This window comes from Halomonas sp. FeN2, assembly GCF_020595105.1.
In the GTDB taxonomy this organism is placed as follows: Bacteria; Pseudomonadota; Gammaproteobacteria; order Pseudomonadales; family Halomonadaceae; genus Vreelandella; species Vreelandella neptunia.
The window spans coordinates 3,254,313-3,279,383 of sequence record NZ_CP074200.1; the positions used below are offsets into that span (position 1 = coordinate 3,254,313).

Annotated in this window: 21 protein-coding genes; 12 read left to right on the forward strand and 9 right to left on the reverse strand. The window is 56.4% G+C overall.

Annotated elements, in window-relative coordinates; genetic code table 11:
* The 5 genes from KF947_RS15090 to KF947_RS15110 form a co-directional block, all read right to left on the reverse strand.
* Positions 1-1,383, reverse strand: a complete 1,383-nt coding sequence (locus tag KF947_RS15090; RefSeq protein ID WP_227404325.1) for an FAD-binding oxidoreductase — start codon at positions 1,381-1,383, stop codon at positions 1-3.
* Between the two features lie 27 nt (positions 1,384-1,410).
* Positions 1,411-3,051: an ABC transporter ATP-binding protein gene (locus KF947_RS15095; RefSeq protein WP_211595761.1), complete on the reverse strand. Its 1,641-nt coding sequence runs from the start codon at positions 3,049-3,051 to the stop codon at positions 1,411-1,413.
* Positions 3,052-3,060: 9 nt separating this feature from the next.
* Positions 3,061-3,894 (reverse strand): ABC transporter permease, encoded by an 834-nt coding sequence (locus KF947_RS15100; protein ID WP_146876019.1) that lies wholly within the window; start codon positions 3,892-3,894, stop codon positions 3,061-3,063.
* A complete protein-coding gene (locus tag KF947_RS15105) occupies positions 3,891-4,871 on the reverse strand; it encodes an ABC transporter permease (protein WP_227404326.1) in 981 nt (326 codons plus the stop codon). The genes KF947_RS15100 and KF947_RS15105 overlap by 4 nt, the downstream gene beginning before the upstream one ends.
* A gap of 63 nt (positions 4,872-4,934) precedes the next feature.
* Positions 4,935-6,491, reverse strand: a complete 1,557-nt coding sequence (locus tag KF947_RS15110; protein WP_133730828.1) for an ABC transporter substrate-binding protein — start codon at positions 6,489-6,491, stop codon at positions 4,935-4,937.
* A gap of 215 nt (positions 6,492-6,706) precedes the next feature.
* Here KF947_RS15110 and KF947_RS15115 point away from each other — a divergent pair, with 215 nt between their 5' ends.
* The 10 genes from KF947_RS15115 (at position 6,707) to KF947_RS15160 (ending at position 19,002) form a co-directional block, all read left to right on the forward strand.
* Positions 6,707-7,432: a GntR family transcriptional regulator gene (locus KF947_RS15115; RefSeq protein WP_133730827.1), complete on the forward strand. Its 726-nt coding sequence runs from the start codon at positions 6,707-6,709 to the stop codon at positions 7,430-7,432.
* Entirely contained in the window at positions 7,410-8,432 is a 1,023-nt protein-coding gene (locus KF947_RS15120; protein WP_133731088.1) for a histone deacetylase family protein, read from the forward strand. The genes KF947_RS15115 and KF947_RS15120 overlap by 23 nt, the downstream gene beginning before the upstream one ends.
* A gap of 101 nt (positions 8,433-8,533) precedes the next feature.
* Positions 8,534-12,199, forward strand: coding sequence for an ATP-binding protein (locus tag KF947_RS15125; protein WP_227404327.1), 3,666 nt, complete (start codon positions 8,534-8,536; stop codon positions 12,197-12,199).
* The gene (locus tag KF947_RS15130; RefSeq protein ID WP_227404328.1) at positions 12,196-12,831 is read left to right on the forward strand and encodes a condensin complex protein MksE; all 636 of its coding nucleotides are present in this window, start codon (positions 12,196-12,198) and stop codon (positions 12,829-12,831) included. Before KF947_RS15125 ends, KF947_RS15130 begins: the two co-directional genes overlap by 4 nt.
* Complete coding sequence (locus tag KF947_RS15135; protein ID WP_227404329.1) at positions 12,828-14,072, forward strand: hypothetical protein; 1,245 nt, start codon at positions 12,828-12,830, stop codon at positions 14,070-14,072. The genes KF947_RS15130 and KF947_RS15135 overlap by 4 nt, the downstream gene beginning before the upstream one ends.
* Positions 14,069-14,938 (forward strand): hypothetical protein, encoded by an 870-nt coding sequence (locus KF947_RS15140; RefSeq protein WP_227404330.1) that lies wholly within the window; start codon positions 14,069-14,071, stop codon positions 14,936-14,938. The genes KF947_RS15135 and KF947_RS15140 overlap by 4 nt, the downstream gene beginning before the upstream one ends.
* 187 nt (positions 14,939-15,125) lie before the next feature.
* A complete protein-coding gene (locus tag KF947_RS15145; RefSeq protein ID WP_227404331.1) occupies positions 15,126-15,803 on the forward strand; it encodes a hypothetical protein in 678 nt (225 codons plus the stop codon).
* Positions 15,804-15,891: 88 nt separating this feature from the next.
* Positions 15,892-16,740: a hypothetical protein gene (locus KF947_RS15150; protein WP_227404332.1), complete on the forward strand. Its 849-nt coding sequence runs from the start codon at positions 15,892-15,894 to the stop codon at positions 16,738-16,740.
* Between the two features lie 83 nt (positions 16,741-16,823).
* Positions 16,824-17,816 carry a DUF3644 domain-containing protein gene (locus KF947_RS15155; RefSeq protein ID WP_227404333.1) on the forward strand — a complete coding sequence of 331 codons (993 nt, stop codon included), beginning with the start codon at positions 16,824-16,826 and terminating at the stop codon, positions 17,814-17,816.
* Between the two features lie 223 nt (positions 17,817-18,039).
* On the forward strand, positions 18,040-19,002 hold the full coding sequence (locus KF947_RS15160) for a ribonuclease Z (RefSeq protein ID WP_227404334.1): 963 nt from the start codon (positions 18,040-18,042) through the stop codon (positions 19,000-19,002).
* Positions 19,003-19,141: 139 nt separating this feature from the next.
* Here KF947_RS15160 and KF947_RS15165 read toward each other — a convergent pair whose 3' ends face one another.
* Together KF947_RS15165 and KF947_RS15170 are read right to left on the reverse strand one after the other, a co-directional pair.
* A complete protein-coding gene (locus tag KF947_RS15165; RefSeq protein ID WP_227404335.1) occupies positions 19,142-19,570 on the reverse strand; it encodes an EVE domain-containing protein in 429 nt (142 codons plus the stop codon).
* A gap of 1 nt (position 19,571) precedes the next feature.
* Positions 19,572-19,949 (reverse strand): VOC family protein, encoded by a 378-nt coding sequence (locus tag KF947_RS15170; protein WP_227404336.1) that lies wholly within the window; start codon positions 19,947-19,949, stop codon positions 19,572-19,574.
* A gap of 134 nt (positions 19,950-20,083) precedes the next feature.
* Here KF947_RS15170 and KF947_RS15175 point away from each other — a divergent pair, with 134 nt between their 5' ends.
* Positions 20,084-20,440: a MarR family winged helix-turn-helix transcriptional regulator gene (locus KF947_RS15175; RefSeq protein WP_227404337.1), complete on the forward strand. Its 357-nt coding sequence runs from the start codon at positions 20,084-20,086 to the stop codon at positions 20,438-20,440.
* 133 nt (positions 20,441-20,573) lie between these two features.
* Positions 20,574-21,227 (forward strand): DsbA family oxidoreductase, encoded by a 654-nt coding sequence (locus KF947_RS15180; RefSeq protein ID WP_227404338.1) that lies wholly within the window; start codon positions 20,574-20,576, stop codon positions 21,225-21,227.
* Positions 21,228-21,320: 93 nt separating this feature from the next.
* On the opposite strand, the gene KF947_RS15185 is transcribed toward KF947_RS15180, so the two are convergent.
* Both KF947_RS15185 and KF947_RS15190 read right to left on the reverse strand, forming a co-directional pair.
* Positions 21,321-22,505, reverse strand: a complete 1,185-nt coding sequence (locus tag KF947_RS15185; protein WP_227404339.1) for an E22 family MetX-like putative esterase — start codon at positions 22,503-22,505, stop codon at positions 21,321-21,323.
* Positions 22,506-22,640: 135 nt separating this feature from the next.
* A complete protein-coding gene (locus KF947_RS15190) occupies positions 22,641-24,518 on the reverse strand; it encodes a methyl-accepting chemotaxis protein (protein ID WP_227404340.1) in 1,878 nt (625 codons plus the stop codon).
* Positions 24,519-25,071 lie beyond the last annotated feature (553 nt).

The window sequence follows — 25,071 nt, forward strand, 5'->3', positions numbered from 1 at the left end:
TTATTGGAGTACTTTACCGCGGTTCAATAGATTAAGTGGGTCGAGCGCTTGCTTGAGGGTATGCATCAGCTCGATCTCGGCGCTGGAGCGACAGGTGCTCAGCCATGGCCGCTTCTCCTGGCCAATGCCGTGTTCTGCGGAGACTGAACCGCCCAGTGTGGCTAGCGGCTGGTAAACCATGGCTTCAACCTCTCGCCGAACTTCGATCTCAGCACTCCCCACGCTAACGGAAATATGCAGGTTGCCATCGCCGAGATGGCCAAATACCACCAGTTTCGCCTCTGCCCAGCGCTGGGTTAGCTGCGCTTCCAAGGCATCCGTGTAACGCTGCATATCGGCAATCGGCAGGCTGACATCGAAGGTAAGCACCGGCGCAAGGCCCTTGACCAGCCCCTCGATATCTTCACGAATCGCCCATAGTCCATCGCGTTGGGTAGTCGACTGCGCGATCACCGCATCGACAATCAGCTCGCTCTCTAACGCACTTTCTAATGCTTCGCTAAACTGGTTGGCATTGCGCTCGGCATCGCTGCCCAGGGAATCAATGATCACATAAAACGGATGCTCGGTGGCAATCGGCGGAGTGTGGCGGCCCAGGGTTTCAGTGAGCAGCCGGTAGTGGTTTTGCCACATCACCTCAAAAGCGCCGAGGCCTCCGCCAAGCGCTTTGCCCATATGGCTGAGCAGCCCGGTAAGTGCCTCAAACGAGGGGCAGGCCACCATCGCCGTTTGCTCGCTTGGGGTAGGTGGCTGCAGGCGCAGCACTGCGCGGGTCACAATCCCCAGGGTGCCTTCGCTACCGATAAAAAGCTGCTTTAAATCGAAACCGGCGTTGTTTTTCAACATGTGGTTCATGGAACTGACCACCCGGCCATCGGCCATCACCGCCTCCAGGCCGAGCACTTGCTGGCGCATCATGCCGTACCGAATCACCCGCACGCCGCCTGCGTTGGTGGCGATATTGCCGCCAATGGTGCAGCTACCCCGAGCGCCCAGATCCAGCGGGAACTGTAGGCCAACCTCTTTCGCCGCTTCTTGAACCCGCTGCAGCGGAGCGCCTGCCTGTACGGTGAGGGTGCCGCCCACTTGATCTATTTCTTCGATCGCGGTTAGCCGTTCCAGGGAAATCACTAGCTCATCGGGGCTAGCTTCTGCGCCGTGCACCAACCCGGTTAAGCCGCCGTGGGTGACCACCGGCTGCTGCACGGCGTAGCAAGTCTGCATCACGGCAGCGACCTGCTCGGTATCCGCTGGGCGAACGATCGCCCCGGCTTGGCAGGGCGCTCCGGTCATCCAGTCCACGCGGCGGCTGTGTACATCGTCGCCGGTCAATACATGGGCCGGGCCCACAATAGCGCGCAGCGCCTCCAGGGTTATTTGCATTGGGTATCCTTTTTACCATTAAACAATTTACGCAGTGGCCGCCACGGGGGCCTCACGGCCGGGAATCGCCCTGAGCAGATCCTGGGTATACGTCTCTTGCGGATCAAGAAAAATCTGCTCGGCGCTGCCTTGCTCGACGATGCGGCCGTGCTGCATCACCACGATGCGGTCGCAGATATGCGCGGCGACGCGCAGGTCGTGGGTGATGAACAGCAGAGAAAGTGACAGCCGCTGTTTTAGCTCCTCCAGCAGTTCCAGTACCTGGGCTTGAATCGAAACATCCAGCGCTGAAACGGCTTCGTCTGCGACGATCAGCTCGGGGTTGAGTGCCAGCGCTCGGGCAATGCCGATACGCTGACGCTGGCCGCCGGAAAACTCGTGGGGAAAACGTTCCACGGCGCTGGCGCCCAAGCCCACCATGTCGAGCAGCTCGCCCGCCTGCTTGAGCGCTGCGGCTTTGGGCGTGCCGTTGGCAATCGGCCCCTGGGCTATCGCCATGCCCACTTTGGTGCGTGGGTTGAGCGAGGCGTAAGGATCCTGGAATATCATCTGCACCCGGTGGCGTTCCCGGCGTAGCGCATCGCCTTTGAGCTGGGAAAGATTCACCCCATCCAGCAGCAGCTCGCCGCTGTCGGGGTGCTCCAAGCGCACCACGCAGCGTCCGAGGGTGGACTTGCCCGAGCCGGATTCGCCTACGATGCCCACCGTTTCTCCCCGCGCCAGGGTGAGCGAAACATCGTTAAGCGCATGCACTTCGCGAGCAGGTTTGAGCCAGCCGCCCCGAGAGCGAAAGACTTTATTGAGCTGCTTGATCTCCAGCAGCGGGGCGACCTGGCTGGTCTCACGGTGAGGCGGCACCGCATTGCTGGGAATCGCGGCAATCAGCGCTTGGGTATAGGCGTCTTGCGGGTTCTCAAGCACCGACTTGGCGTCACCCAGCTCGACGATCTTGCCGTGGCGCATGACGCAGACGCGATTGGCGATTTCGGCCACCACGCCAAAGTCGTGGGTGATAAACATCACCGACATACCGCGCCGCTGCTGTAGGTCGCGAATCAGCTCCAGAATCTGCGCCTGGGTGGTGACATCCAGCGCCGTGGTAGGCTCATCGGCAATGAGCAGAATGGGCTCCAGCGCCAGCGCCATGGCGATCATCACCCGCTGTCGCTGGCCCCCGGAAAGCTCAAACGGGTAGGCTCGAATGGCCTTTTCCGGCTGTGGAATTCCCACTTCGATCAGCAGTTCCAGGGCGCGGGCCTGGCGCTCTTTGGGGTTGAACTGGCCGTGGGCCTCGAACACTTCGGCAATTTGTGCGCCTACCCGCATCAGCGGATTCAGGGCAGTCATTGGCTCCTGGAAGATCATGCCGATTTTTAGCCCACGCAGGGCGCGGTGCTGTTTTTCCGACAGGGCAAGTAGATCCTGCCCTTCAAAGAGTATCTCGCCCTGGGTGGCGTTCACGCCCTTGGGCAGCAGCCCCATCACGGCGTTAGCGGCCATCGATTTGCCGGAACCGGACTCGCCCACCACGCACATGATTTCGCCGCGCTTCACGTCGTAGCTAACGTCCTCCACCGCCAGGGCGCGATCCGCCCCTTTGGGGAGTGCAATGTTGAGGTTGCGAATGCTGAGGACGGTGTCAGCCGATTGATTCTCTGTAATAGGCATATAAAGTCCTTAGCGCTCGCGGGATAGTTTGGGGTTCAAAGCGTCGTCCAGCCCTTCACCCACCAGGTTTAACGCCAGCACGGTGAGCAGAATCGCCACGCCCGGAAAGAAGCTTAGCCACCACGCCTGACGAATCACCGTGCGCGCCGCGCCGATCATATAACCCCAGGACATCACGTTAGGATCGCCCAAACCCAGAAACGACAGCGCCGACTCCAGCAAAATCGCGGTGGCGACCATCAGCGAGGCCAGTACGATAATCGGCGACAGCGTATTGGGCAGAATCTGACGCAGAATGATCGTGGTGTTGGACTGGCCGACCAGGCGCGCTGCTTCGACATACTCGCGGTTGCGCAGCGACATAAACTCGGCGCGAACCAAGCGGGCCACCGGCGGCCAACTGACAATCGCAATCGCCAGTACAATCGAAGTGATGCTGGGTTGCATAATCGCCACCAACACAATTGCCAGAGCGAAGTTGGGGATGGTCTGGAAGAACTCGGTAAAGCGCATCAATACATCGTCAATGATGCCGCCGTAGTAGCCTGCAATCGCCCCTAAGGGAACGCCAATCAGCAGTGCCACGCTGGTGGATACCAGCCCGATCAATAGCGATACCCAGGCGCCGTGCATCAAGCCGGATGCCACGTTGCGGCCCATGGTGTCGGTGCCTAGGGGAAAGCCATCCTGGGAGAGCGGTGGCAAAAAAGGCCGTTGAACCATGCGCCAGGGCGACTCAGGAAATAGCAGCGGGGCCAGTATCGCCATGGCGATAATGACCAGCAGAATGATCAGGCCCACCAGGGCGCCACGGTTTTGCGCGAAGCGTGCGAAAAAGCTCATGCGGCCCCCTTCTTGATACGTGGATCAGCCAAGCTGTAGACCAAATCGGTGATGATGTTGAAGACAATCACCAAGGCCGCCGAGAAGAAGAAAATACCCAGCAGCAGGTTGTAGTCACGTTGTTCAAGGGCTTCAAACATCAGGCGGCCGATGCCCGGCCAGGCAAACACGGTTTCGGTCAGGATGGCCCCGCCGACCATCTGCCCCGCTTGCAGACCTGCCAGGGTAATAATGGGCAGTAGCGCGTTACGCAGCACATGGCGACGCTGGATAATGCTGGGCTTCAAGCCTTTGGCACGGGCGGTTTTGACGTAATCCTGCTGAGCGGCATCGAGCATTGAAGTGCGCGTCATACGGGTGTAAATCGCCATAAAGAATAGCGCCAGCGTGGTTGCCGGGAGCACCAGGTGTTGGGCAACATCGAGCATCAGCGCAAACCCGGTGTGACCGGCCCCGACGGTATAAAGCCCGTATGCGGGCAGCCAGCCCAGGTAGACCGAGAACACCACCACCGACATCAGGGCTACCCAGAACAGCGGGGTAGCGTAGAACACCAGCGCCAGCGCCATAATCAGCGAGCCAGAGGGTTTTTTAACCCTTGCCGCGGCCATGGAACCCGCCACGATGCCCAGCACCAGCGAAAGTACAAAAGCGGTGCCGGTGAGCAGTAGGGTGGCAGGTAAACGATCCATGATCAGATCAAACACCGGGACACCCAAGCGGTAGGAGTAGCCGAAATCGAGCATGGCAATACCCGATATATAGCGCCACAGCTGCACGTACATTGGCTGATCAAGGCCGAATCGCTCGCGCAACTGGTTGAGGAACTCCTGATCGGCAGCGCCCGCTTGCCCAGCCAAAATAGCCGCCGGGTCGCCGGGGGCCATTTGAATCAGGAGGAAATTGAAAATAACGATCAAAAACAGAACGATAACGGCTTTAAAAAGCCGCATGGCAATTAAGCGAGCGTAAACCATAGACACCTTCCTGATGTAGCTGAAACACCCAGGCGGTGTCGACCGCCTGGGTATGGCTAAGCCCTAGCGGTCTAGCCAGGCATCTTTAAAGCCGTCGTTAACCCCTACGCCGGAGGTGACCAGGTTTTGCACATCGCAACGGTAGAGCGTCGGGAAGCCCAGCTCCATCAGCCAACCAACGGGCACGTCTTCGTGCAGGATTTCCTGCACTTCACGATAGAGTTTTTCGCGCTCTGCATCGGGGAATGCCGTGGCGGCCTCGTTAAACAGCTCATCGACACGCTCGTTTTCGTAACCTTCCACGTTATTCCAGGGCGAACCCTTGGCGATGTTGTCGGAAAGGTAAGTGCGTGAAATACCCAGTGCCGGGTCGCCGTACTGGTAGAGATAGGTGAAGGCGAGATCGTAATCCCAATCGCCCAGGCGCTGGTTCCAGCCGCCCACATCGGTGGCTTGGGTTTCAACGTTAATACCCACTTCGCGCAGGTTTTGCTGCACGGCTTCGGCCCAGCGCGTCCAGGTTTCCCCATAGGGCAGCGGCAGAATAGTGATCTCTTCGCCGTCGTAGCCCATTTCATCCAGTAGCTCACGGGCGCGTTCGGGGTTGTGATCGTAGGGTTCCAGGTCGTCGTTCTGGAAGCGCGCATTGGAGCCAAAGGCGGAGAGCGGCACATTACCCAGGCCGTTCCACAACACATCTTTGGCGAACTCGCGATCCATGGCGTACATGACCGCCTGACGGAAACGTTTATCCGCCGTGGGGCCTTCGCGGTTATTCATCCACAGCATGGCGAAGGGGCTGAAGTACTCATGGCCCTCTTCGGTCATGCAGACGTTATCCATCTCGGCCAGGCGGGGAATATCGAAGTTCTCGACGGTACCGCTGGGCAGCACATCAATGGTGCCGTTCTCGAATGCTACTGCGCGGGAGGCTCCGTCGGGGATGACGTGCCAGTTAACGCCGTCCAGGTAGGGCAGGCCGTCTTCGTAATACTCTTCGTTCTTAACCAGTTCGATCACCGTGCCGCGTTCCCAGTTGTCGAACTTGAACGGGCCGGTGCCGATGGGGTGATCATTGTGCTCGTTATTGCGGAAATCGGTACCCGCATACAGGTGCTCAGGCACCATGGTAAAAGTGCCCGCTTCAAAGGAGAGCAGGAAAGGGCCGAAGGGTTGAGTCAGAGTAAATACGACGGTGTGGTCGTCCGTGGCTTCGATGCTCTCCACGTGCTGCAGCACGGCGCGGGCGCTGGGGTTCAACTCACGGTGGAAGACATCGGCGGAGAACACGACGTCATCGGCGGTAAAAGCTTCGCCATCGTGCCAGGTAACGCCTTCACGCAAATGGAAGGTGTAGGTACGGCCATCGTCGCTGACCTCCCACGACTCCGCCAGCTGCGGCATGGGTTCTAGGTCGGTGGTATAGCGCAACAGGCCTTCGTAAATATTGCCCGCCACGGTGCGGGTTGGGGCATTTTGTACCATGCCCAGCACCAGGCCGGGCGGTTCCGGCTGGATAATGGTGTTAACCACGCCACCCTCTTTGGGGTCATCGGCCAGGGCGGCGGAGGTAAAAGCGAGTGCTGCAGCGGAAATAGCCAACGCTAAAGGTTTCTTCATGTTTCCTGCTCCTCGGTTATTAGCACGTAATGAGGTTACGTCGTCGTTAGGCGAGCGAGGCGTGATGTGTCAGGCCCTGTTGTGAGGTTTTTTGGGGGCCTGCTTTGACCATAGCAGCACACGGTAAAACTGTCGACAGTCGGCAATCGTTCGTCGACAAGTGGCTTTTTTTCGTCATACTGGGAAGAACACGTCATACCCCATGAGTGAATGCGATGGCTTCTTCTACGTCGGCTCCCAGGGCCTTTATCCAGCAGCAAAACCTCGTCGAACAGGTCGCTGACTACTTAACCCAAGCGATTATTCAGCAACACTTTTTACCCGGTGAGCGACTTTCTGAAGTGCAGCTTTCCCGCGACTTGGGGGTCAGTCGCGCGCCGGTTCGTGAGGCCGCTCGTTTACTGGAAAGCCGTGGCTTATTGATCTCAAAACCGCGCCGGGGCTTCTTTGTTCGCGCGTTGAATGCCGTTGAACTCGAAGACGTGTTTGATTTGCGACTGTGTCTGGAACGTCACGCTATTCAGCGTCTGGCCGAACGCTATACGCCAGAGGCCCAACGTGCTTTGAAACAACAGGTAGACGTACTTTGTGAGGCGGCCGTTGGTAACGATGGCACCCGCCGCATCGAGGAGGATTTGCAGTTTCATCGCTTAATGCTTCACTACGCGGGCAACGAGCGGCTGCTGCGCGCCTTTGATGATTTAACCCATGAACTGCGTCTATGCATCACTTTAATCACCAAGACCCATGAAGCCCCCGACACTATCGCGACCAGCCACTTTAAACTGCTAGATGCGCTGGATAGCGGCAGCCCTGCCGCTTGCCGCGAGGCGATTGACTACCACATAGGCGTTGCCCGCCATTTCGTGGTGAAGGGCGTGGGCGAAACCGGAGATAGTTCTGATGAAGATAGTGCCGATGAAGACGTTCTTCCACGCTGACCAACTGCTTCATCAGCCGCAAACTTACTTCTCCCGTGGCAAGATGCGCATTCCCCAGGAAGTGCCTGAACGGGCTACGCAGCTGCTGGCCGCTGCCAAGCAGCTAGGGTTTGATATTCAGGCTCCCGCGGATCATGGCGTGGCGCCTTTAAGGGCGGTGCATTCCCTGGCCTATCTGCGCTTTCTGGAAAGTGCCCATCGGCGCTGGCATGTCCTTGGTGAAGACTGGGGCGAAGAGGTTATCTCCAATATTTTTGTGCGTTCGCCCAATGCTCTGCACGGCATATTGGCGGAAGCCGGGCGCTACCTGGCCGACGGTAGTGCGCCAGTGGGCCAGCATACCTGGCAAGCCGCTTATTGGTCGGCGCAAAGCGCGGTCGCCGGGGCTGAGGCTCTGTTAGCCGGGGAGCGATTTGCCTATGCGCTATCGCGCCCGCCGGGCCACCACGCAGGTATCGATTCCGCCGGTGGCTTTTGCTTTCTCAATAATGCCGCCATTGCCGCGCAGCGCCTCACCTCACGATACCCCCGCATCGTGGTGCTCGACCCCGATATGCATCATGGCCAGGGCATTCAGGAGATTTTCTACCAGCGCGACGATGTGATGTATATCTCGATCCACGGCGATACCACCAACTTCTACCCGGCGGTAACCGGCTTTGAAGACGAGCGCGGGCAGGGCGCTGGGCTGGGCTATAACCTCAACCTGCCAATGCCCCATGGATCAGAAGAAGCGGTGTTCTTTGATCGCCTGGAGGAGGCCTGCCAGGCCATCCGTCTGTTCGAGCCTGACGCCATCGTGCTGGCGCTGGGGTTTGATATCTACGAGCGCGACCCCCAAGCCAAAGTGGCTGTTTCCACGCCGGGGTTTGGTGAACTGGGCCGCCGGGTCGCGGGCCTCAACGTACCCACCCTGGTGGTACAGGAAGGCGGCTACTACTTGGAAGGGTTAGAGGCCAATGCAGTGAGTTTCTTTGAGGGACTGCTAACCAATAGGTAATGAGTAAGACAAGCCATCAAGGTGTCTGGCAAAATGGCTGCTTTCAGCGATCAGCAAAACGATCCTGATCGCCCTTGAAATCGTCATCGAAAGGACACGGCATGGCCCACCTGCTACGCATCGTGATGATTCACGGCCACCTGGAAGGGGTGGTCGAACTGAGTGTGGACGGTCACACCAATATTTGTGGCACCAACGCCTCCGGTAAAACCACGCTGCAGCGGCTGGTGCCGGTGTTTTATGGTGAGCTACCCAATAAAGTAGTGCCCAAAACGCGCATGAAGTTTGATGCGTTCTACCTGCCCCACCGCAACAGCTACCTGGTGTACGAATACCGCCGCGAAGCGGGCAACATCTGCCAGGCGGTGCTGACCCGCAAGGCCGAGGGCGGGGTGGAGTACCGCTTTGTCGGCGCGCCCTACCAGCCGGAAGACTATCTTGTGGAGAGCGACGCGGGTGTGGCGGCGCTGGACTACACCCAGTGGGCCAGCGGCCTGCGGCGCAACGGCACGCCGGTGTCGCCCAAGCTGGGCGCGACCTCTGAATTTCGCTCGGTGATCCAAAACGACTTTACCCAACTGCACGGCAACAGCCGCGACGGCCTGAAGCTGCGCCAGATCGCGTCGCAGTTCAGCCTGGTGAAACCCGAGCGGCGCATCCGCCATATCGAAAAGCTGGTCTCGGCGGTGCATGCCAAAGAGGGCAAGATGGACACCCTCAAAACCATGCTGGCGGCGATTTTCGAAGAGGATGGCGTTGAACTCCCGGTGACCCGGATTCGCAACACCAAGGCCCGGGAGTGGATAGCCCAGATGCGCCAATCCATGCGCCTGGAGCCGCTGCAGGCATCGCTGGCCCGGCTCGCCGGTATTGATCGTGAACTTGCCGACCTGGATGCCACGCTGTGGCAACTGAAGCCCCAGCTGGAAGATGACCGCCAGCAAGCAGAGCGCCGCATGGCCGATGTGGATGCTGAGCTTGCCCGCCACCAGCGCGACTTCCAGCAGCGGGAGAGCGACTACGCAGAAGCGCGGGATAAGCTGAACGACCGCCACAGCGAAGTGGTCAGCGATTTACAGCAGACCCAGCGCCGTCTCAACGACCTGCAAACCCAGTACGAGCAATACGCCGATGCGGACATGCCCGCCCTGGAACGCGACATCAACGCGCTGCCCCAGTGGCGGGAACAGCGCGATCAGCTGCAAAAGCACCTGAACGTGATGCAGGACGCGGTAAAAGAGAGCCAAGCGCGTCTCGACGGCCGCCTGCGCGAGCTTTCCGAAGCACTGGCCCGCCAGACCCGTGAATCCCAGGAGCTGATCGACGCCCTGGTCGAAGAGAAAGCCCTGCGCCGGGAGCAGCAGTGGGAGTCCGAACAGCAGCTCAACGAACGCTATCAGCAGGAGCGCCAACGCCTGGAAGGCGAGTACCAGGCGCAGCTGGAACTCGGCGTCGAGCAGCTAGCCGAACTAAAAGCGCAGCTCTCGCTTTCGACCCAGACCGCCGAAGAGGCATCCGAAGCGGAGCTTGCCCAGGCGCGCCTGGATCAGGCCCAGCAGGAGCGCAACGCCTCCGCCGCTACCCTGGATGGCCTGCGCCGGGAGTTTGAAAGCCGCAAACGCGAGCGCGACAGCGCCGAACAGCAGCTGGTGCAACTTCGCCAGCAGTTGGAGCGCGCCGAGCAGCGCTGCTTTGCGCTCTACCAGCAGCGCGACCCGGAGCAGGGCAGCCTGCGCCACTTCCTGCGCTACCACCGCCCCGGCTGGGAGCAGCAGCTAGGCAAGGTGATTGCCCCGGAGCTACTGGAGCGGCGTGATCTCGCCCCGCAGTTGGCAGAAGGCGCGAGCGATGATCTGTTCGGGCTGGCGCTGGATCTTTCCGCCATTGCCCTGCCGGATTACGCCCAGGACGAAGCCAGCCTGCTGGCCGCCATCGAAGAAGCCGATGGCGCCAAGCGCCGGGTACACACGGAGAGCCAGGCCGCCGAGAAAGCGCTCAAGCAGCATAACGAGCGGGTGCAGCAGGCCGACGAAGCCCAGGATCAGGGCCGCATGGCCCACAAGCGCGCCGAGCAGGAAGTCGAGTTTGCGATAGAGGCCCGTCGCCAGCAGCACGAGCGCCATACCAAGCGTCAGCAGGAGCGCCGCGCAGCGCATCAGGCCGCGTTATCCAGCCAGGAGCAGGCGCAAAAGGAGCTGCGCGAAGAGAAGCAGCAGGCGCTTGCCGCCCTTAGCGAGACCCACCAAAGCCAGTTGCTGGAGCTAAAAGCAGACGGCCAGAGCCAGGTGGATAGCCTGGAGGCCCAGCTGCGCCAGTATAAGCAGCAGCTAAGCGACGCCAATGCCGAACACAAACGCCAGCGCGCGGAACTGGAAGAGGGCTTTAGCCAGGAGCTGGCCGAGCAGGGCGTCGACCCCGCCAAGCTAAAAGATACCAAGGAGCGGCTGGCAAGCCAGGATGAACGCATCCGCGTCACCGCCGCCCGCCAGGATGAACTCACCGAATACACCCGCTTTATGCGCGTCGAGTGGGGGCAGCATAAGCCGCAGCTGGTCGCTCAAGAAGCCGAGCTGGAACAGGCGGAGCAAAAGCTCCAGCGCGATAAAGAACACCTGAAAAACGATTTTCAGGCCGCGCGCAAAACCCACCAAAGCACGGTTAGCACGCTGAAAACCCAGCGGGAGAGCGAGTACGCCTGCCTGGAAGCCTTGAAGCCGCTACTCGCCCAACTGGAAACCTTGGCCATTGAACCCGACGGCCAAGCGCCCGGCACGCCACTGGGCGATGTGGACGAGCGCATCGAGCGCGCCCGTCAGGCGCTGGGTAATCGCCACCAGCTCATCGAACAGCTGCGCCGTGGCTGCCTGGAAGTCGAAAGCCAACTGATCAAGGACGCCAGCAGCGGCTTCGCCGAAGCGCTGGAGAGCGAGCGGAGCAAGCTGCAAAGCGACAACCCGCGCCTACAGCTGCCGCTTCTGCGCGATATGCTCAAACTGCTGGAAGATCAACAGCAGCAGCTGATTCAGGAAGGGCGCAATCTAAGCGACGACCTGGATAAGTTCTTCACCGTGTTCCGGGATTTGAACCGGCGCATCAGCGCCCAAAGCCGAAGGCTCTCTGAAGAGGTCGCCGATGATCTGCGCCTGGAAGGCATCACCAAGGCCGAAGTGCGCATCCAGTCCACTATCGATGAACTGGGCTTCTGGGAGCCGCTGAAGCTGTTCGCCCAGCGCTACAAAGAGTGGCGCGAATCCGGCCAGACGCTACCCAGCGACGACTACCTCAACGCCCTGGCGGACGTGGTCGATTTGCTGCGCAGCGACCAGCAGTACAGCTTCGAAAGCCTGCTGCGCCTGGAACTGCACCTGAACGAAGGCGGCACGGATCTGGTGATCAAAAACGACCGACAACTGCTGGAGTCCTCCAGCCACGGCATGGCGTATTTGATTTTGTGCAAGTTCCTGCTCGCCTTTACCCGACTGCTGCGCGGCGATGCGGAAATCGCAATTCACTGGCCCATCGATGAGATCGGTACCCTGGCGTACCACAACGTCGAAAAACTGTTCGACGCCTGCGACAGCAACCGCATTCATATCGTCGGTGCGTTTCCCAACCCCGAGTCCGATGTATTGTTGCTGTTCGCCAACCGCTACTTGATCGACCGCGATGAGACCAATCCCAACAAGCGGGTGTTAAAACGCATCGAGCCACGGCTAAGCCGCCTGGCCGAACGGCTCCAGGAACGTCAGCAGGAGGTGACGGTATGATCGAACATGGCCCACTGCTAGAGCGCCTTTTGGCGGGTGAGTTTGTTTGCCCGATCAGCGATGAGAGCGGCTATCGTCATCTCACCAATGAAGAGACCCGGGAAGAGATCGATACCTACCTGCGGCCGCTTAACCGGCGGCTGGCCAGCAACGAAGACGGCAGCGTCTACTTTCTGGCCTGGCGTCAGCTCAATGACAACGCCCGCGATCAGCTCTCCCGTCAGCTCGGTGAGACGCTCAATAGCCTGCTGCCGCTGCTGGAGTGGCTGCAGCTGGTTCAAGAGGCGCTGGGCCGGGATACGTTGGCCGCGCCCGGCGATGTGCTCAAACCCGCCGAGTTCAGCGCCAAGTGCGAAGACAACCAAAGCCTGCGCGAACGCCTGGAGCGCCTGGCCACCGACAGCTTTTTTGGCTCGCAAAGTGACCAGCTCGATGCCCAGGTAAAGCAGGTCTTCAAGCGTCTGAAAGAGCACGGCTACCTGCTTCAGCCCCATTCAGAGCGGCAGGTATTCGTGGTCACCGGCAAGATCGACTACCTGGTGGATCTGGTGCGCTTTATTCGCGATGAAGAGAACCTGCCCATTGAAGAGGGCAGCGAGGAGGGCTCCGGTTCCCAGGAGGCCCTGCTGTGAGTTCGAACGGAGAACACGCCCTGGAAAGCCGCTTGTTGAAAACCGGCAGTGAACGGCTGGCGCTGCTCGGCAAGCACGCCGATGTGTTGATGCAGGCCTACACCCGGGATGAAGTGCCGCTGGAGTCGCTTAGCGATAGCGCGCTACGCAAGCTGCTGGCGGCGCGCATTCTATGGCGGCCGGACGAGCAGAGCGGCGTGAAGCTGGCGCCCAAGGTGCGCGAACTGATCGCCGAGATGCTTGCCGACGAGACCCGCCGCCATGTGAATGCCGACGTGGCGGAAACCCTGGAGCTGATTCGTGCCCTGGTGCACAGCTACCGGGAGGCACGCAGCCGCGGCGAACACTGGCGGCTGGAGCAGCAGTTAATGCGCCTGCGCCAGGAAGTCGACGACCTTAACGGGCGCTTCGCCGATGCCATCGACAGCTTATGGCAGCGGCTGAATAGTGATTTCGGCTTTGTCAGCCAACTCAACGACAAGATCCGCGAAAACGACCGCGCCCAGAAGCAGATCGCGAGGCTGCTGGACGGCCTGGCGCTGATCGACTTCGACGAGCTGATCGAGCTGGTGGGCAGCGACGGCAGCCTGCGCAAGCTGTTGATCAGCCAACTGCAGCAGCAGCTAAGCCACCACTACACCAGCCTGCGCGAAGTACAGCGGCGCTTGATCGAGCTGATGGCGCGTTTTCGCAAACAGCAGGCGCGCAGCCGCCTGATCAGCGGCATGGCCGCCTTTATGCGCGAACACCCCGGCTTTGTGCCGGGCAACTACGCCCGGCGCAGCGAGGTGCCAGGACTGGTCAATCAAGCCGCCCCGCTAAGCGCGGCGGCCGCCCCGGCGCTGGATCGCAACCTGGATAGCCGGTTGCTCGCCGAGCTGCTGCACCAGCTACCCCAGCCGCGCCACACTACACAAACGGTTGAAGCAGCACCTCCCGCCCTAACTCAAGAAGCCAGCCTTGCCGCCGCCCGCCAGCAGGCGCTCAAGCAGGATGTGGAACACTTCTATTTGAGCGTGATCGACCAGCCCCATGCGGCGCCGGTCAGCGCCCTTGAATACCTGCGCGAAAGCCCGCTGGAGTGGCCGGATGAGATCTGGCTCTTCCAGGTAATTTCCGAATACCAGGGCCTGCCGCGCAGCGATCAGAAGGCGTTTCGGCTCAAACAGCAGGAGAGCCAAGCCAGCCAATTCAACCACCTGCGACTGATCCACGATGTAGAACTAAAGCTTTCCGTATGAACCTACCCAGCCGTGCACGCAATGGCCTTAACGGCGTCGCCCGCGAACTTCTCCGCAAGCCCGCGGTGGAGAAGCCGCGCCGCCAGTGGGTAGACGACGTAGTGGCCTGGTGCCACCAGCACGACATTGACCTGGCCAAGCGAATCAACGGTAAAACACTGCGTTTTGACGACGCCCTGCTGGCACAGATCAATGACGTACTAGAAAGCGCCCGCATAGCCCCGCTAGGCCGCTCACTCGGCGGCCTGACCAGCAGCGCCCAAGCGAAAGAGGGCGTGGAGGAAGACAAGGCAACTCGCGAAAGCCCAAGGGCACGGCGGGTGCTCGTCAGCTTTCCACCCCAGCCAATAGCAGGTCTTGCCAACGAACCACGCACTATTCGTGATGTGGATGTGCATGCGCTAAAGCTGAGCGCGTTCAGCGCCCTAATCCAGGTTGAAAACCTCGACAGCTTCTATGAGTTTTCGCCGGAACTACCCGCACTAAGCGGCTATGCAAACCCGCTGGTCGTCTACCGCGGCGACAGCCACTACGGCGGCGGCTTTGCCTTACTGGCCGAGGCGTGGCACAAAACCAGACGAACACATATCTACGCCGGTGACTTCGATGTAAAAGGCGTCACGCTAGCGCTCGACAGCAACGCCACTCACTTGCTCCTGCCCACCCTCGAATGGCTCACCCAACACGCGACGCCGCTGCACGTGCCCGCTGAACAGTTTCCCTTCCAACGCAGGCTTCGTAAGCATCTTGCCGCGCTGCCATCCGCCCACCCATTGCGTGAGTACCTGACGTTGTTGTTGGAAAAGCAGCGGGGGCTCAAGCAACAGTGGTTTGGTGGGGAGATGGGGTGTGAGGGGGTTGGCTAGAATTGGGCGGAGCAAAACACGATGGCACGCGAATTTTTGGATATACTGCCTAAATTTGCTTTGTAGGCAGAAGAACCAATGGGGTAGAGTCATTTCGGTGGCTGCATAACCCTTATCAATATGCCCGCTCATTCATTGGGGTTATGTGGCAGGGCATATACACATTATTAGCTGCATGAGCGTACCTATGGACATTCCTTCCGGCCTTGACCACATAGAGATGCTTGCAAAGATCGCCGAGCAAAACCAAAAGCTCAGCGCTGCAAAGCTGGATTCAGTGAAGAGCGACCTTAACGTCATCGGGATATCGCTATCCATTCTCTACCAAGCAGGTACGTGCCACCGGAGGTGTTTTGGCGAGCACCATATACTTGAAGCCCTTTCTGGAAGGGCCTACAACTTGGCTAGTAGCGCCCACATACTTATCTGCAGAGGATTTTACGATGAGGCTCTAAATCTTATTCGGGGAATTGGAGAAGTTGCAAACCTCGTCGCTCTCTCTGTTGTGGATAAAGACTCTTTGCAGCAATGGATTGGGGCTGATACAAAAACTAGGCTTCGATATTTCAGCCCTGCAAAGATCCGACAGCTCGTAGAAAAGCACGAGCCATCTCTGCTGTGCGCGGATAAAGATTGGTATTCAAACTTCTGTGAAAGCTACACCCATGTCCATCCTGGCACCAAGCCTAACGCGCATAATGAAAATAACAATGGGTATGTCGGAGGGGTTGTACAGAATCAAGGACTAAATAATTCGGTTGGCGAATTGGCCACGGTCGTTGCGCACTTGGCGATAATGGTGAGTGAATATACTAAGATGGAAGATATGTTCTCAGCCCTTTGTGAGGCGATTAGTGATGGCTAAGCAGCATCTAAAAAGCGGTGCAGCCGACGCGCTGAAGCGCGTGGCTGATCGCTAGTGTAAGCTATCATTTCAACGGGATTACAAAATTATGACTGACAAAAATGCACAAAAATTACTTTATCTTCCGTATTCAGAACGACAGCTTATAATTGTCCAGCCCGACGAAGTGGTCGACTCTGCACGTCGAGTAGCTGATAACCAGAGATCCGATGAAAGGCCTGACGATTGGAGGAAAATTGCTGCAAGCGTTGGGAAGGAGGCGCTAAATTTATCAATTTATGGGCCGATAGTTTCGATTGCAACTGAAGCGATTAATGCTTGGGCAAAGGCTAGAGAAAGCGGCTTAAACATTCTCCAAATTGGTAGAACTGAAGCAGGTGCGCTTCAGTTTCCTCCAGGGCATCCTCGTGAACAAACTTTATATGTTGCACATCCTGCATTGCCATCTGTCTATTATACGACGGCTGCTTTTCATCGGATGGCGTTCGAGCATAAGTTCTCCGAGGCAATACTTTTATTGATGAGTCTTGGTGCCAGTAAGATTACAGTAGAGCATGTACGTGGATGGTCGCGAGAGTTTTCCTCAAAAATCTCTGCTCCATTACCTGAAGCTGATATAGCAGCAAGCGCAAGTGGTTCGGTCAAAAGCGGGAGATCCCTCTTGTTTGAGGCTACTCTTAACAACAAGCACAAGCCATCAATACCGAATGACCTTGTATGGTTTTCGCACGAACCGACTTGGCAGGCTGTATCTAAAGGGCGAATGCAATTTGGGCTCTCGAAATTTTCACTAATTGTCAATTATGAAGATGATTTTGGCGTAAATGCAGGTCTGAAAGTTCGCGTACAGAAGGCTGGCCTAGACCTCGGAGGAACATTTGAAGATCATACAGCTACAACATGGAAAATCTACGGCGATTTTTCTGACAATTGCTAACAATTAGCTGCTCTCGGACGCGAATTCCGCTGTGCTCCGTTGCAACCTGTGATCTACAACGATAACTTACCAAAGGCAGCTTCATGAAGTCACGATCTCGCTTAATGCTAGAAAAGTCTATTGCTGCAATGCTTTCGGCAATAGAGATATACAACAAGCCTGACTTCAAGTATCGAGAGGAAACTTTCTCAGTATTGTGCATCAACTCTTGGGAATTGCTTCTAAAAGCGAAAGTTCTGAACTTAGCAAGTAATAAAGTGGCCTCACTCTACGCGATGGAGTACAGGACTCTTAAAACAGGAAAGAAGTCCACCGTAAAAAGACCGAAAAAGAATCGCTCTGGTAATCCGCTCTCTATTAACCTTTTTGAAGCTTACCGAATTGTCACAGAAGAATATGGAGTAAAGATTAATAAAGCGGTGAGCGATAACTTGGTTGCTCTTACTGAGATTAGGGATAATTCAATTCATTTTGTAAATGATGATTTGCTATTGTCATTGAAGGTTCAGGAGTTAGGTAGTGCATCTCTGCAAAACTATCTCCATTTAGTTTCATCTTGGTTTGGTGATGTTCTATCAGGGTATAATTTTTACCTCATGCCGCTATCCTTCTTTAGGAATTTCAGTGAAGCCCCCGGTGTTTCCCTTAATTCCAGCGAAAGGAAAGTTTTGGAGTACATCAAAAAATCAGAAGAAGGATATGATGGCGTTGAGGATGTTGGCGATTACAACTTAACTCTCAGAATTGATGTGAAGTTTCAAAAGGTCAAGAGTACATCTGGCCTTCCTGTACAGATCACCAACGATACAGGCGCCACTGCCGTCTACCTGTCAGAGGAGGATTTTTCTGATAAGTATCCTTGGGATTACGATATTCTTAGTACACGGCTATCGAAGAGGTATTCCGATTTCAAAATGAATGCAAAATATCACAAAATAAGAAAAAGATTGGAAAAAGATAAAAAGTTTGCCTATGAGCGGCTTCTAAATCCGAAAAACCCAAATGGCGGGAAAAAAACTTTTTACAATCCGAATATTCAGAAAGAGTTTGATAATCATTATACAAAATTAAATTGACAAAATATTGCAACTCGTAAGCCGCTAAATGTGGCGTACGAGCTAAGTACGCTAATTCTAAAGCCACAAGTGGCGTCGGCCGAGCTTGGCGGTCGTAGGTAGACCCAACTACATTAATATGCTCCTAATAGTAATTTAAAAATTGCTTCTGTTTAAATTTAGATATCTGACAATACACTACCTTATTTTCAAAGAGAGTGTATAACGAGATCACGAAAAAGATATGAACCTACTCTTCCTAGGCACCTCCGCAGGCGTGCCCACCAAAAGCAGAAATGTCTCCGGCATCGCCTTACGCGAGAGCAAAGGCAAAGGCTGGTACCTGATCGATTGTGGTGAGGGCACCCAGCATCAAGTTTTGCACACGAAGCTGTCGTTCTATTCTTTGAAAGCCATCTTGATTACCCACGTGCACGGCGACCACTGCTATGGGCTGCCAGGCATACTGGCGAGTGCGGGAATGGGTGGCCGGACAGCGCCGCTTACCATTGTGGCGCCTGCAGGCATCAAGGCGTGGTTGGAGGCCACCTGCGAGGCCACGCAGCTATGCTTGCCATTCGTCCTGGAGTTTATCGACTCGGACGACCTGCCCAGCGTTGAGTTTGAAAGCATGGCGATTACCGCCTTCAGGCTTTCACACCGTGCGCCGTCCTATGCTTATGGATTTACGGAGACAAAAGTCGATGCTGCCTTGGATGTGGATAAATTAGCGCAAAAAGGAATTCCAAGAGGGCCGTTGTGGGGGCAGTTGAAGCAAGGGTTGGATGTTGAGTTTGAGGGTGAGCTTTTAAAAAGCCATGACTACCTGACCTTCAAGCACAAGCCGAGAAAAGTGGTGATCGCTGGGGACAATGATCAGCCTGACTTGTTGTTCGAGGCGTGCGCGGGGGCGCAGGTGCTGGTACATGAAGCCACCTATACCGAAGAGATGGCTCAGAAGGCCGGTGAGGTCGGGCATAGCTACGCCAAACTTGTCGCCGCGTTTGCCGAATCGGTACAGCTACCCAACCTTGTGCTGACGCATTTCAGTCCCCGTTACCAGATCAACCCCCATGCGTCGCCGTCCATTGAGGATATCCGAAAGGAGGCCCATCGCGTCTACTCGGGTTCGCTTTACCTGGCGCGGGATTTTGCCGAATACACCCTGGATAAAGCGGGTCACTTTTCTGAAGTGGCGGGCGAATAACCTTTTTTTCTACTGTGCTTTCAAGCAGGTGATTCGCTACCAGCGCAGGCTTTGCACGTATCTAGCAGCGCTAACATCCGCAACCTTTGCGAGATTCTCCAACGCTGCTATTGAAAGGTCGCGAGGGGTTGTTGGGTGATTACCAATCAACGCCCATCGCAACGGCAATGCTTCGAAAATCCGTTTCGGAAAGCTCCCTTTTTGCACCACGCATGACGATGCCCCAATTCGCCTTTCGACCTCGTGTCAGTTCCTGCACCTCAAGGAGTGGTTGGATCGGGGCCGGTACTGCGGTGAGCAGGTAATCCACATCGACACGGTGAGGATGAAACCCCATGGATTGATCCGCTTGGTAGGGGCTTTCCGAGGTGATTTGGCCGATGGTCGTGAACGCCCGCACAGGAGCGCCGCCATCGATCTTTTCGCGTGGGGAATAATAGACGATCCAGTCGCCTTTCTTCAGCCCCTTGATGGCAGACTGCTTCCCGTGACCCAGTTGGGCAAATCCACCATCACGGCCTGCCCGCGCATGTTGCTCACAGGCGACTCCCATCCAGTAGCGGGTCATGTCAGCTATCCTGACTTATGGCGGTGTGCGCCGTGATTGTGTAGCCGAACGGATCGCGGAAAGCGAAGTAACGGCCGAAGGGGCCATCCTTGGGAGGAAATACAATTGCGACTTGGTCTCTGGCGAGCTCTGCATGAAGAGCATCGGCATCATCGCAGGCAAACCATAGCGCAACCCCGGCTCCCAAATACTCGTTGGCGGCTGACAGATCGGAGAGAGGCTTGCGAACAGCGAAAGGCGCTGGCTTGCCGTCGAATACCACGGCGTCAGGCGGGCCCTTGATGATGGGCAGGCCGAGCTTGCCATGATAGAAATCCTTGGCGGCTTCCAGGTCATCTGCCTGAATGCCCACAAAATCGATGCCGATGAGAGACGCCATGCCCTTTTCTCCTAGTGATGTATAATATCAGCTACCTGATATAGTGTAAGGAAGCTTATATGGTAAAGCAATACAGTCTGGAGAGGTCTTTGGGGTATAACCTAAAAAGAACTCAGCATCGGTTACGCCGTCGCATGGACGAAGCTCTGAAGGCGTGCGGACTTTCCACCGCACAAAATGCCGTACTTTCCGCGTTGATGAGCCAACCGGACATGACAAACGCTGATCTCGCCAATGCAGCCTTTATTACGCCTCAGTCCATGCAATCTGTTTTGGCGGGGTTAGAGACAGCAGGGTATGTCGTCAGGCGGCAAGATGACCGCCACGGCCGCCGTCAGCTCGCTCGATTAACGCCCAGTGGTGAAGCTAAGGCGCTGCAAGGCCGACAGGCCGCGGCACAAATCGAGGCCGCGCTGGCTAACGCCGTTTCACCTCTGTCAGAAGACGAGGCGTTGGCGCTCCTTTACCGAATTCAGAAAACGTTGGATTAGGGGAGGCTGGCTGAAGAATATGGGGCATAGCTACGCCAAGCTTGTCGTTGCATTTGCCGAACCGGTACAGTTGCCCAATCTGGTGCTGACGCAGTTTGTGCGCTGATGACCGAACCCCGCAAGGAGAGCCCTTATGCAAAAGTTGAGAATTGACCTAGTGTCCGATGTGGCCTGCCCGTGGTGCGCCATTGGCTACCGGCGCTTGGAGCAAGCGCTAGAGACACTCAATGGCGAGATCGACGTTGAGCTGGCCTGGCAGCCCTTTGAACTCAACCCGGATATGCCGCCCGAAGGCGAGCCGATTTTAGAGCACTTGTGCCGCAAGTACGGCAAGGACGCGGCCACCATGGAGCAGTCCCAGCGTGAGATTATGGCGGTGGCCGAAGAGCTTGGATTAAATTTTCGTGGTGCCCAGGAACGTCAGGCGAACAATACCTTCGCTGCCCACCGCGTGCTGGCGTGGGCCGCAACGCAAAATCTAGAGACGCCCCTGCAGTTAGCACTGTTCGATGCCTACTTCGGTGAGGCGAAAAACCCTTCAGACCCAGAGGTTCTACGCGAGAAGGCCATTCAGGTTGGGCTGGACGGCGACACCGCCGAGGCCATCGCCCGTTCTGACCAGTACGCGGACGAAGTGCGCGCAGCAGAACAGCGATTCATGGAAGCAGGGGTCACCGCCGTGCCGGGCTTCATTCTCGATGGCCGCTACCTGATTTCAGGCGCCCAGCCTGCCGACGTACTGGTCGATGCGCTTCGTCAGGTGGCCGAGGAAAACGCTAGCCGCTAATGTTTTAGAGGCTCTGGCCTGGCGGCTAGTTAGTCTGGTTCATATCGTAACTTCTTAAGCGCTGGCTTTAGTCTAAAAGCCAGCGCTCCCCCCTTACTGTAAAAACTCCCGCAACGTATCACTCGCCTGGTCGATGGAAACCACGCCATCCAAGTGGCCGCGATTACCTTCCAGAGTTTCAAGCGTCACGTCGGTGCCGTCTGCTTCAATCAGCTCGGCGGTGCGGCGCACGCCTTGGGGCGCGAAGACGAGATCGTTTTCGCTATACAGCATCAGGCTCGGTGCTTCGATGGCGGCAAGTCCTTCCTCTAGTGAATCGCCATGGCCCGCTATAAAGGTTTGGTTGGCGCGCACCAGGTAGAGCAGGTGGTTGGCGTCAGAAGTGGCAGCCCGGGCGGCAGCAATGTCATCCAGCGTTTTCTCGATGGCGTAGCGGGCGTTGATATCCTCAGCCGGGTCGCGTTCTTCATCGGCCCAATCGCGGTTGAAGGTTTCGTTGGCCCACTGCCAGTGGTTGGCGTTGAGCGTCACCAGTTTCAGCGCTTCTTTTAGGCCCTCGGTGGGCGGCTCGCCGTCGTAGTAGTTACCCTCATTCCAGTTGGCATCCAATCTAATCGGCGCGGCCCAGGCGCTTAGCGTTGCCAGCAACCAGGGGTCGGCAACGCCGCCGCCAATCACCGAGATTAGCCGCTCTACGCGATCAGGATAGGCGCTGGCCCACTCAATCGCCTGTAGCGCGCCCATCGAGGCGCCCATCACCGCATGCAGCGATTCAATGCCTTGGCTTTCCAGTAGCTCCCGCTGTACCTCGACAAAATCGCGGATGGTGACGACCGGGAAGTCCATGCCCCAGGGTTTGCCGGTGTCTGGATTAATGGACGCGGGCCCGGTGGTGGTGACGTTGGGGTCATTGGCGCCGAGATTGACCAGCGTGTCCGAGGAGATGATGTAGTACTCATCGGTATCGAGTGGCTTGCCGGGGCCAATGATGGCATCCCAGTAGCCGGTCGGCTGCCCATCTACCTCATAGCGGCCTGCCGCATGGCTGGTGCCTGAGAAGAAGTGGGTGATTAGAATGACGTTATCGCGGGCGTCGTTGAGTTCGCCGTAAGCTTCCCAACCCACCGTGACGTTGGGAATCGTCTCGCCGCCCTGGGTAGTGAAACTATCCATTTCGAAGGTCTGTTTCTCGACGACGCCATCCCAAGCCCAAAGGGGGAAGGCCATCAGCAGACCAAGGCCCGTGATTACGCAAGAGTGTCGCTGTGTACTTCGCATGAGACGTCCTTTACTGAGAAATTGTCATTGTTATTGGCCGCCAGGGGCGGCGCTTACTCAGCATAGTCAGGTTTAGCGCTTTTTATATCAAAACAGCCCACCGAGGGGTGGGCTGCTTAAGGAGGGTTTTTGGTGCTAGTAGGCGTGATGGGCCAACGCCATTGAATTATCCCCTTCGCTAACCTTGAAGCGGCCCACCATGTCGGCCATGTCGCCTGCCTGATCGTCGAGCGAGCGGCTCGCGGTGGCCACTTGCTCGACCAGCGCCGCGTTTTGCTGGGTTACTTCTTCCAACTGGGTCAACGCCTGGTTGATTTGTTCAATACCGTGTGACTGTTCGTTAGTGGCAGACGATATTTCTGACACCAGCGCGGCGGTGTGCTGCGCGCGTTCTGCAATAGTTTTTAGCGTTTCACTGGTGGACGTTACAAGGTTGCCGCCTTCCTTGATGCTTGCCACATTGTTTTCGATGAGCTTACGGATTTGCTTGGCTTCTTCTGCACTGCGGCTGGCGAGATTGCGTACTTCGGAGGCCACAACAGCGAACCCTCGACCTTGCTCTCCCGCACGCGCAGCTTCGACGGAGGCATTCAAGGCAAGCAGGTTAGTCTGGAAGGCAATGTTGTCGATGGCTTCAACGATCGCCGTGACTTTTTCGTTGGCTCTTTCGATCTGCTCCATTGCCACGCGAGCCTGTTCGGCTATCACGTTCGCCTCATTGGCCTGATTAGCCATCTCTTGTGTGGAGCGACGTGCTTCCTGGGCGGTATCTGCACTCTGTTTTACGGTCGCCGTAATCTGTTCCATGCTGGACGCTGTTTCAACCAGCGAAGCGGACTGCTCTTCTGTGCGTTGCGCGAGATCTGCATTGCCATTCGCAATCTCTTTACTGGCTAGCTCGACGGATTGAGCGCCCTGTTTGATGCCAGCCACTAACTCTTCTGTTTTACTCGTCGATTCATTGAAGGCTTGATAGAGCTGAGACAGTTCATCGCTACCAGGCACGGCTAGGCGCTGAGTGAGGTCGCCACCGCGTGTTTGGACATTTTTAAGTGCTATTTGTAAGGGCCGCGCGATACTACGGACAATCAGCACCGATAGCACAATGGCTAAAATCGCGGCTGCCAAAGAGAAAACCAAGTAATACGTCAGTTCACTTACCGCTTTATCACGCAAGTTTTGAGCCGTCTCAAGCAAAACCTCGGCTGCCTTCTGTCCAACCACTGCGATTCGGTCAATGAGTGCGGTCTGCTGTTCAAACCATTGTTGGTGGTCAACGTTAAAATTGCCCGCTGTCCCTTGTTCAATGGCGATACCACGCATTCCTAACAGGTTTTGGGCAAGGTCGCTTGCCAATACCCCAGCCAGCTCGTTTTGAATACTCTCATTCGCAAAACTGTTAAAACTGCTGATATATACGCTAGACCGGCCCGTTAAAGAGAGAAGGTTGGAGTGCATATCGCTAGACATGGCATCAGTACTGAACGCGGTGGTTAACATGGCGCGCTCTATGCCAGCCAGCTCTTTAATGTTCAACAAGTTGTAGTAAGCATTGAGCTGTCTGATAACTTCGCCTTGTTCGACGCTGAATGTTAATTGGCTAACAATACTAATTAAGAAGTTATTAATGCTTGTGTAGTAGCCATTAGATTGTTCACCTACTATATCCTGGCTATCAACGCGCTGGCGGTGGGTGGTTAACTCTTCTAAAAGGTTGTTGGCCTGGTTCACCTGGGCTTGAACTTCGGCATCAGCGTCAGTAAAGACTAGGCTAGCCGTATAGGTGTTGAACTCGTTGAGCCGCTTGTCAGTTTCTCGGCGCTGGTCGGGGAGTTCCGCACGGAAATTATTCCCATTGCTACCTAGAAATGCTGCTGACATTCCTCGCTCACGCTGAAGCTCATGAACCAATTCACCGGCATATTGGCTTAGCACGGTCATTTCCTGAAGGTGGCTCATTTCAGAGACAAGTTCTTTTCGTTCCAAAATACCCGCCACGGCTAACCATGTCATGGCTATCAATGGTAAGGCTAGAACTAATATAAATTTACGCCCTAATGAAACACGGTGGAGTGCCTGCAGCATTATCTTTTCTCATATAGGAAGGGGAGTCATGAAGCTTGCGGGAAGAGCCCTGTAAACCGCATGGTGGGGGAGCACCCAAGGCTCCTTTCCTACTATCGGCACCAAGGCTTGGTGCTAAAGAGTTAAAGTGAAAAAACTTCCATTAGGCTGACATGTATAAGGTTTATAAGATTGGTGCTACTCACGAGTACGCTTGCACAGTGAATACTACTGTTGTCTTTAACGTTTCTTGTTATAGGTTTTAGAATTCGCTAATAGTTAAAAGAATAATGAAACTCATTTTTATCCTTATGAAGAGGAATTGGTTAATAGAGTTGAAAGACGGCTGCTTTATAGTCGCATTGCGCTAGTGCGGACGGGGATAGGTTGGATGACTTAAGACTTGTTGTGAAGTTGTTAAAACCGCCAAGCTGGGTTATGGCGAAGCGTTTTGTGGGGTAGAGGGCATTGTGAAGGCTACAAGCGTCTCTATATCTTTCTG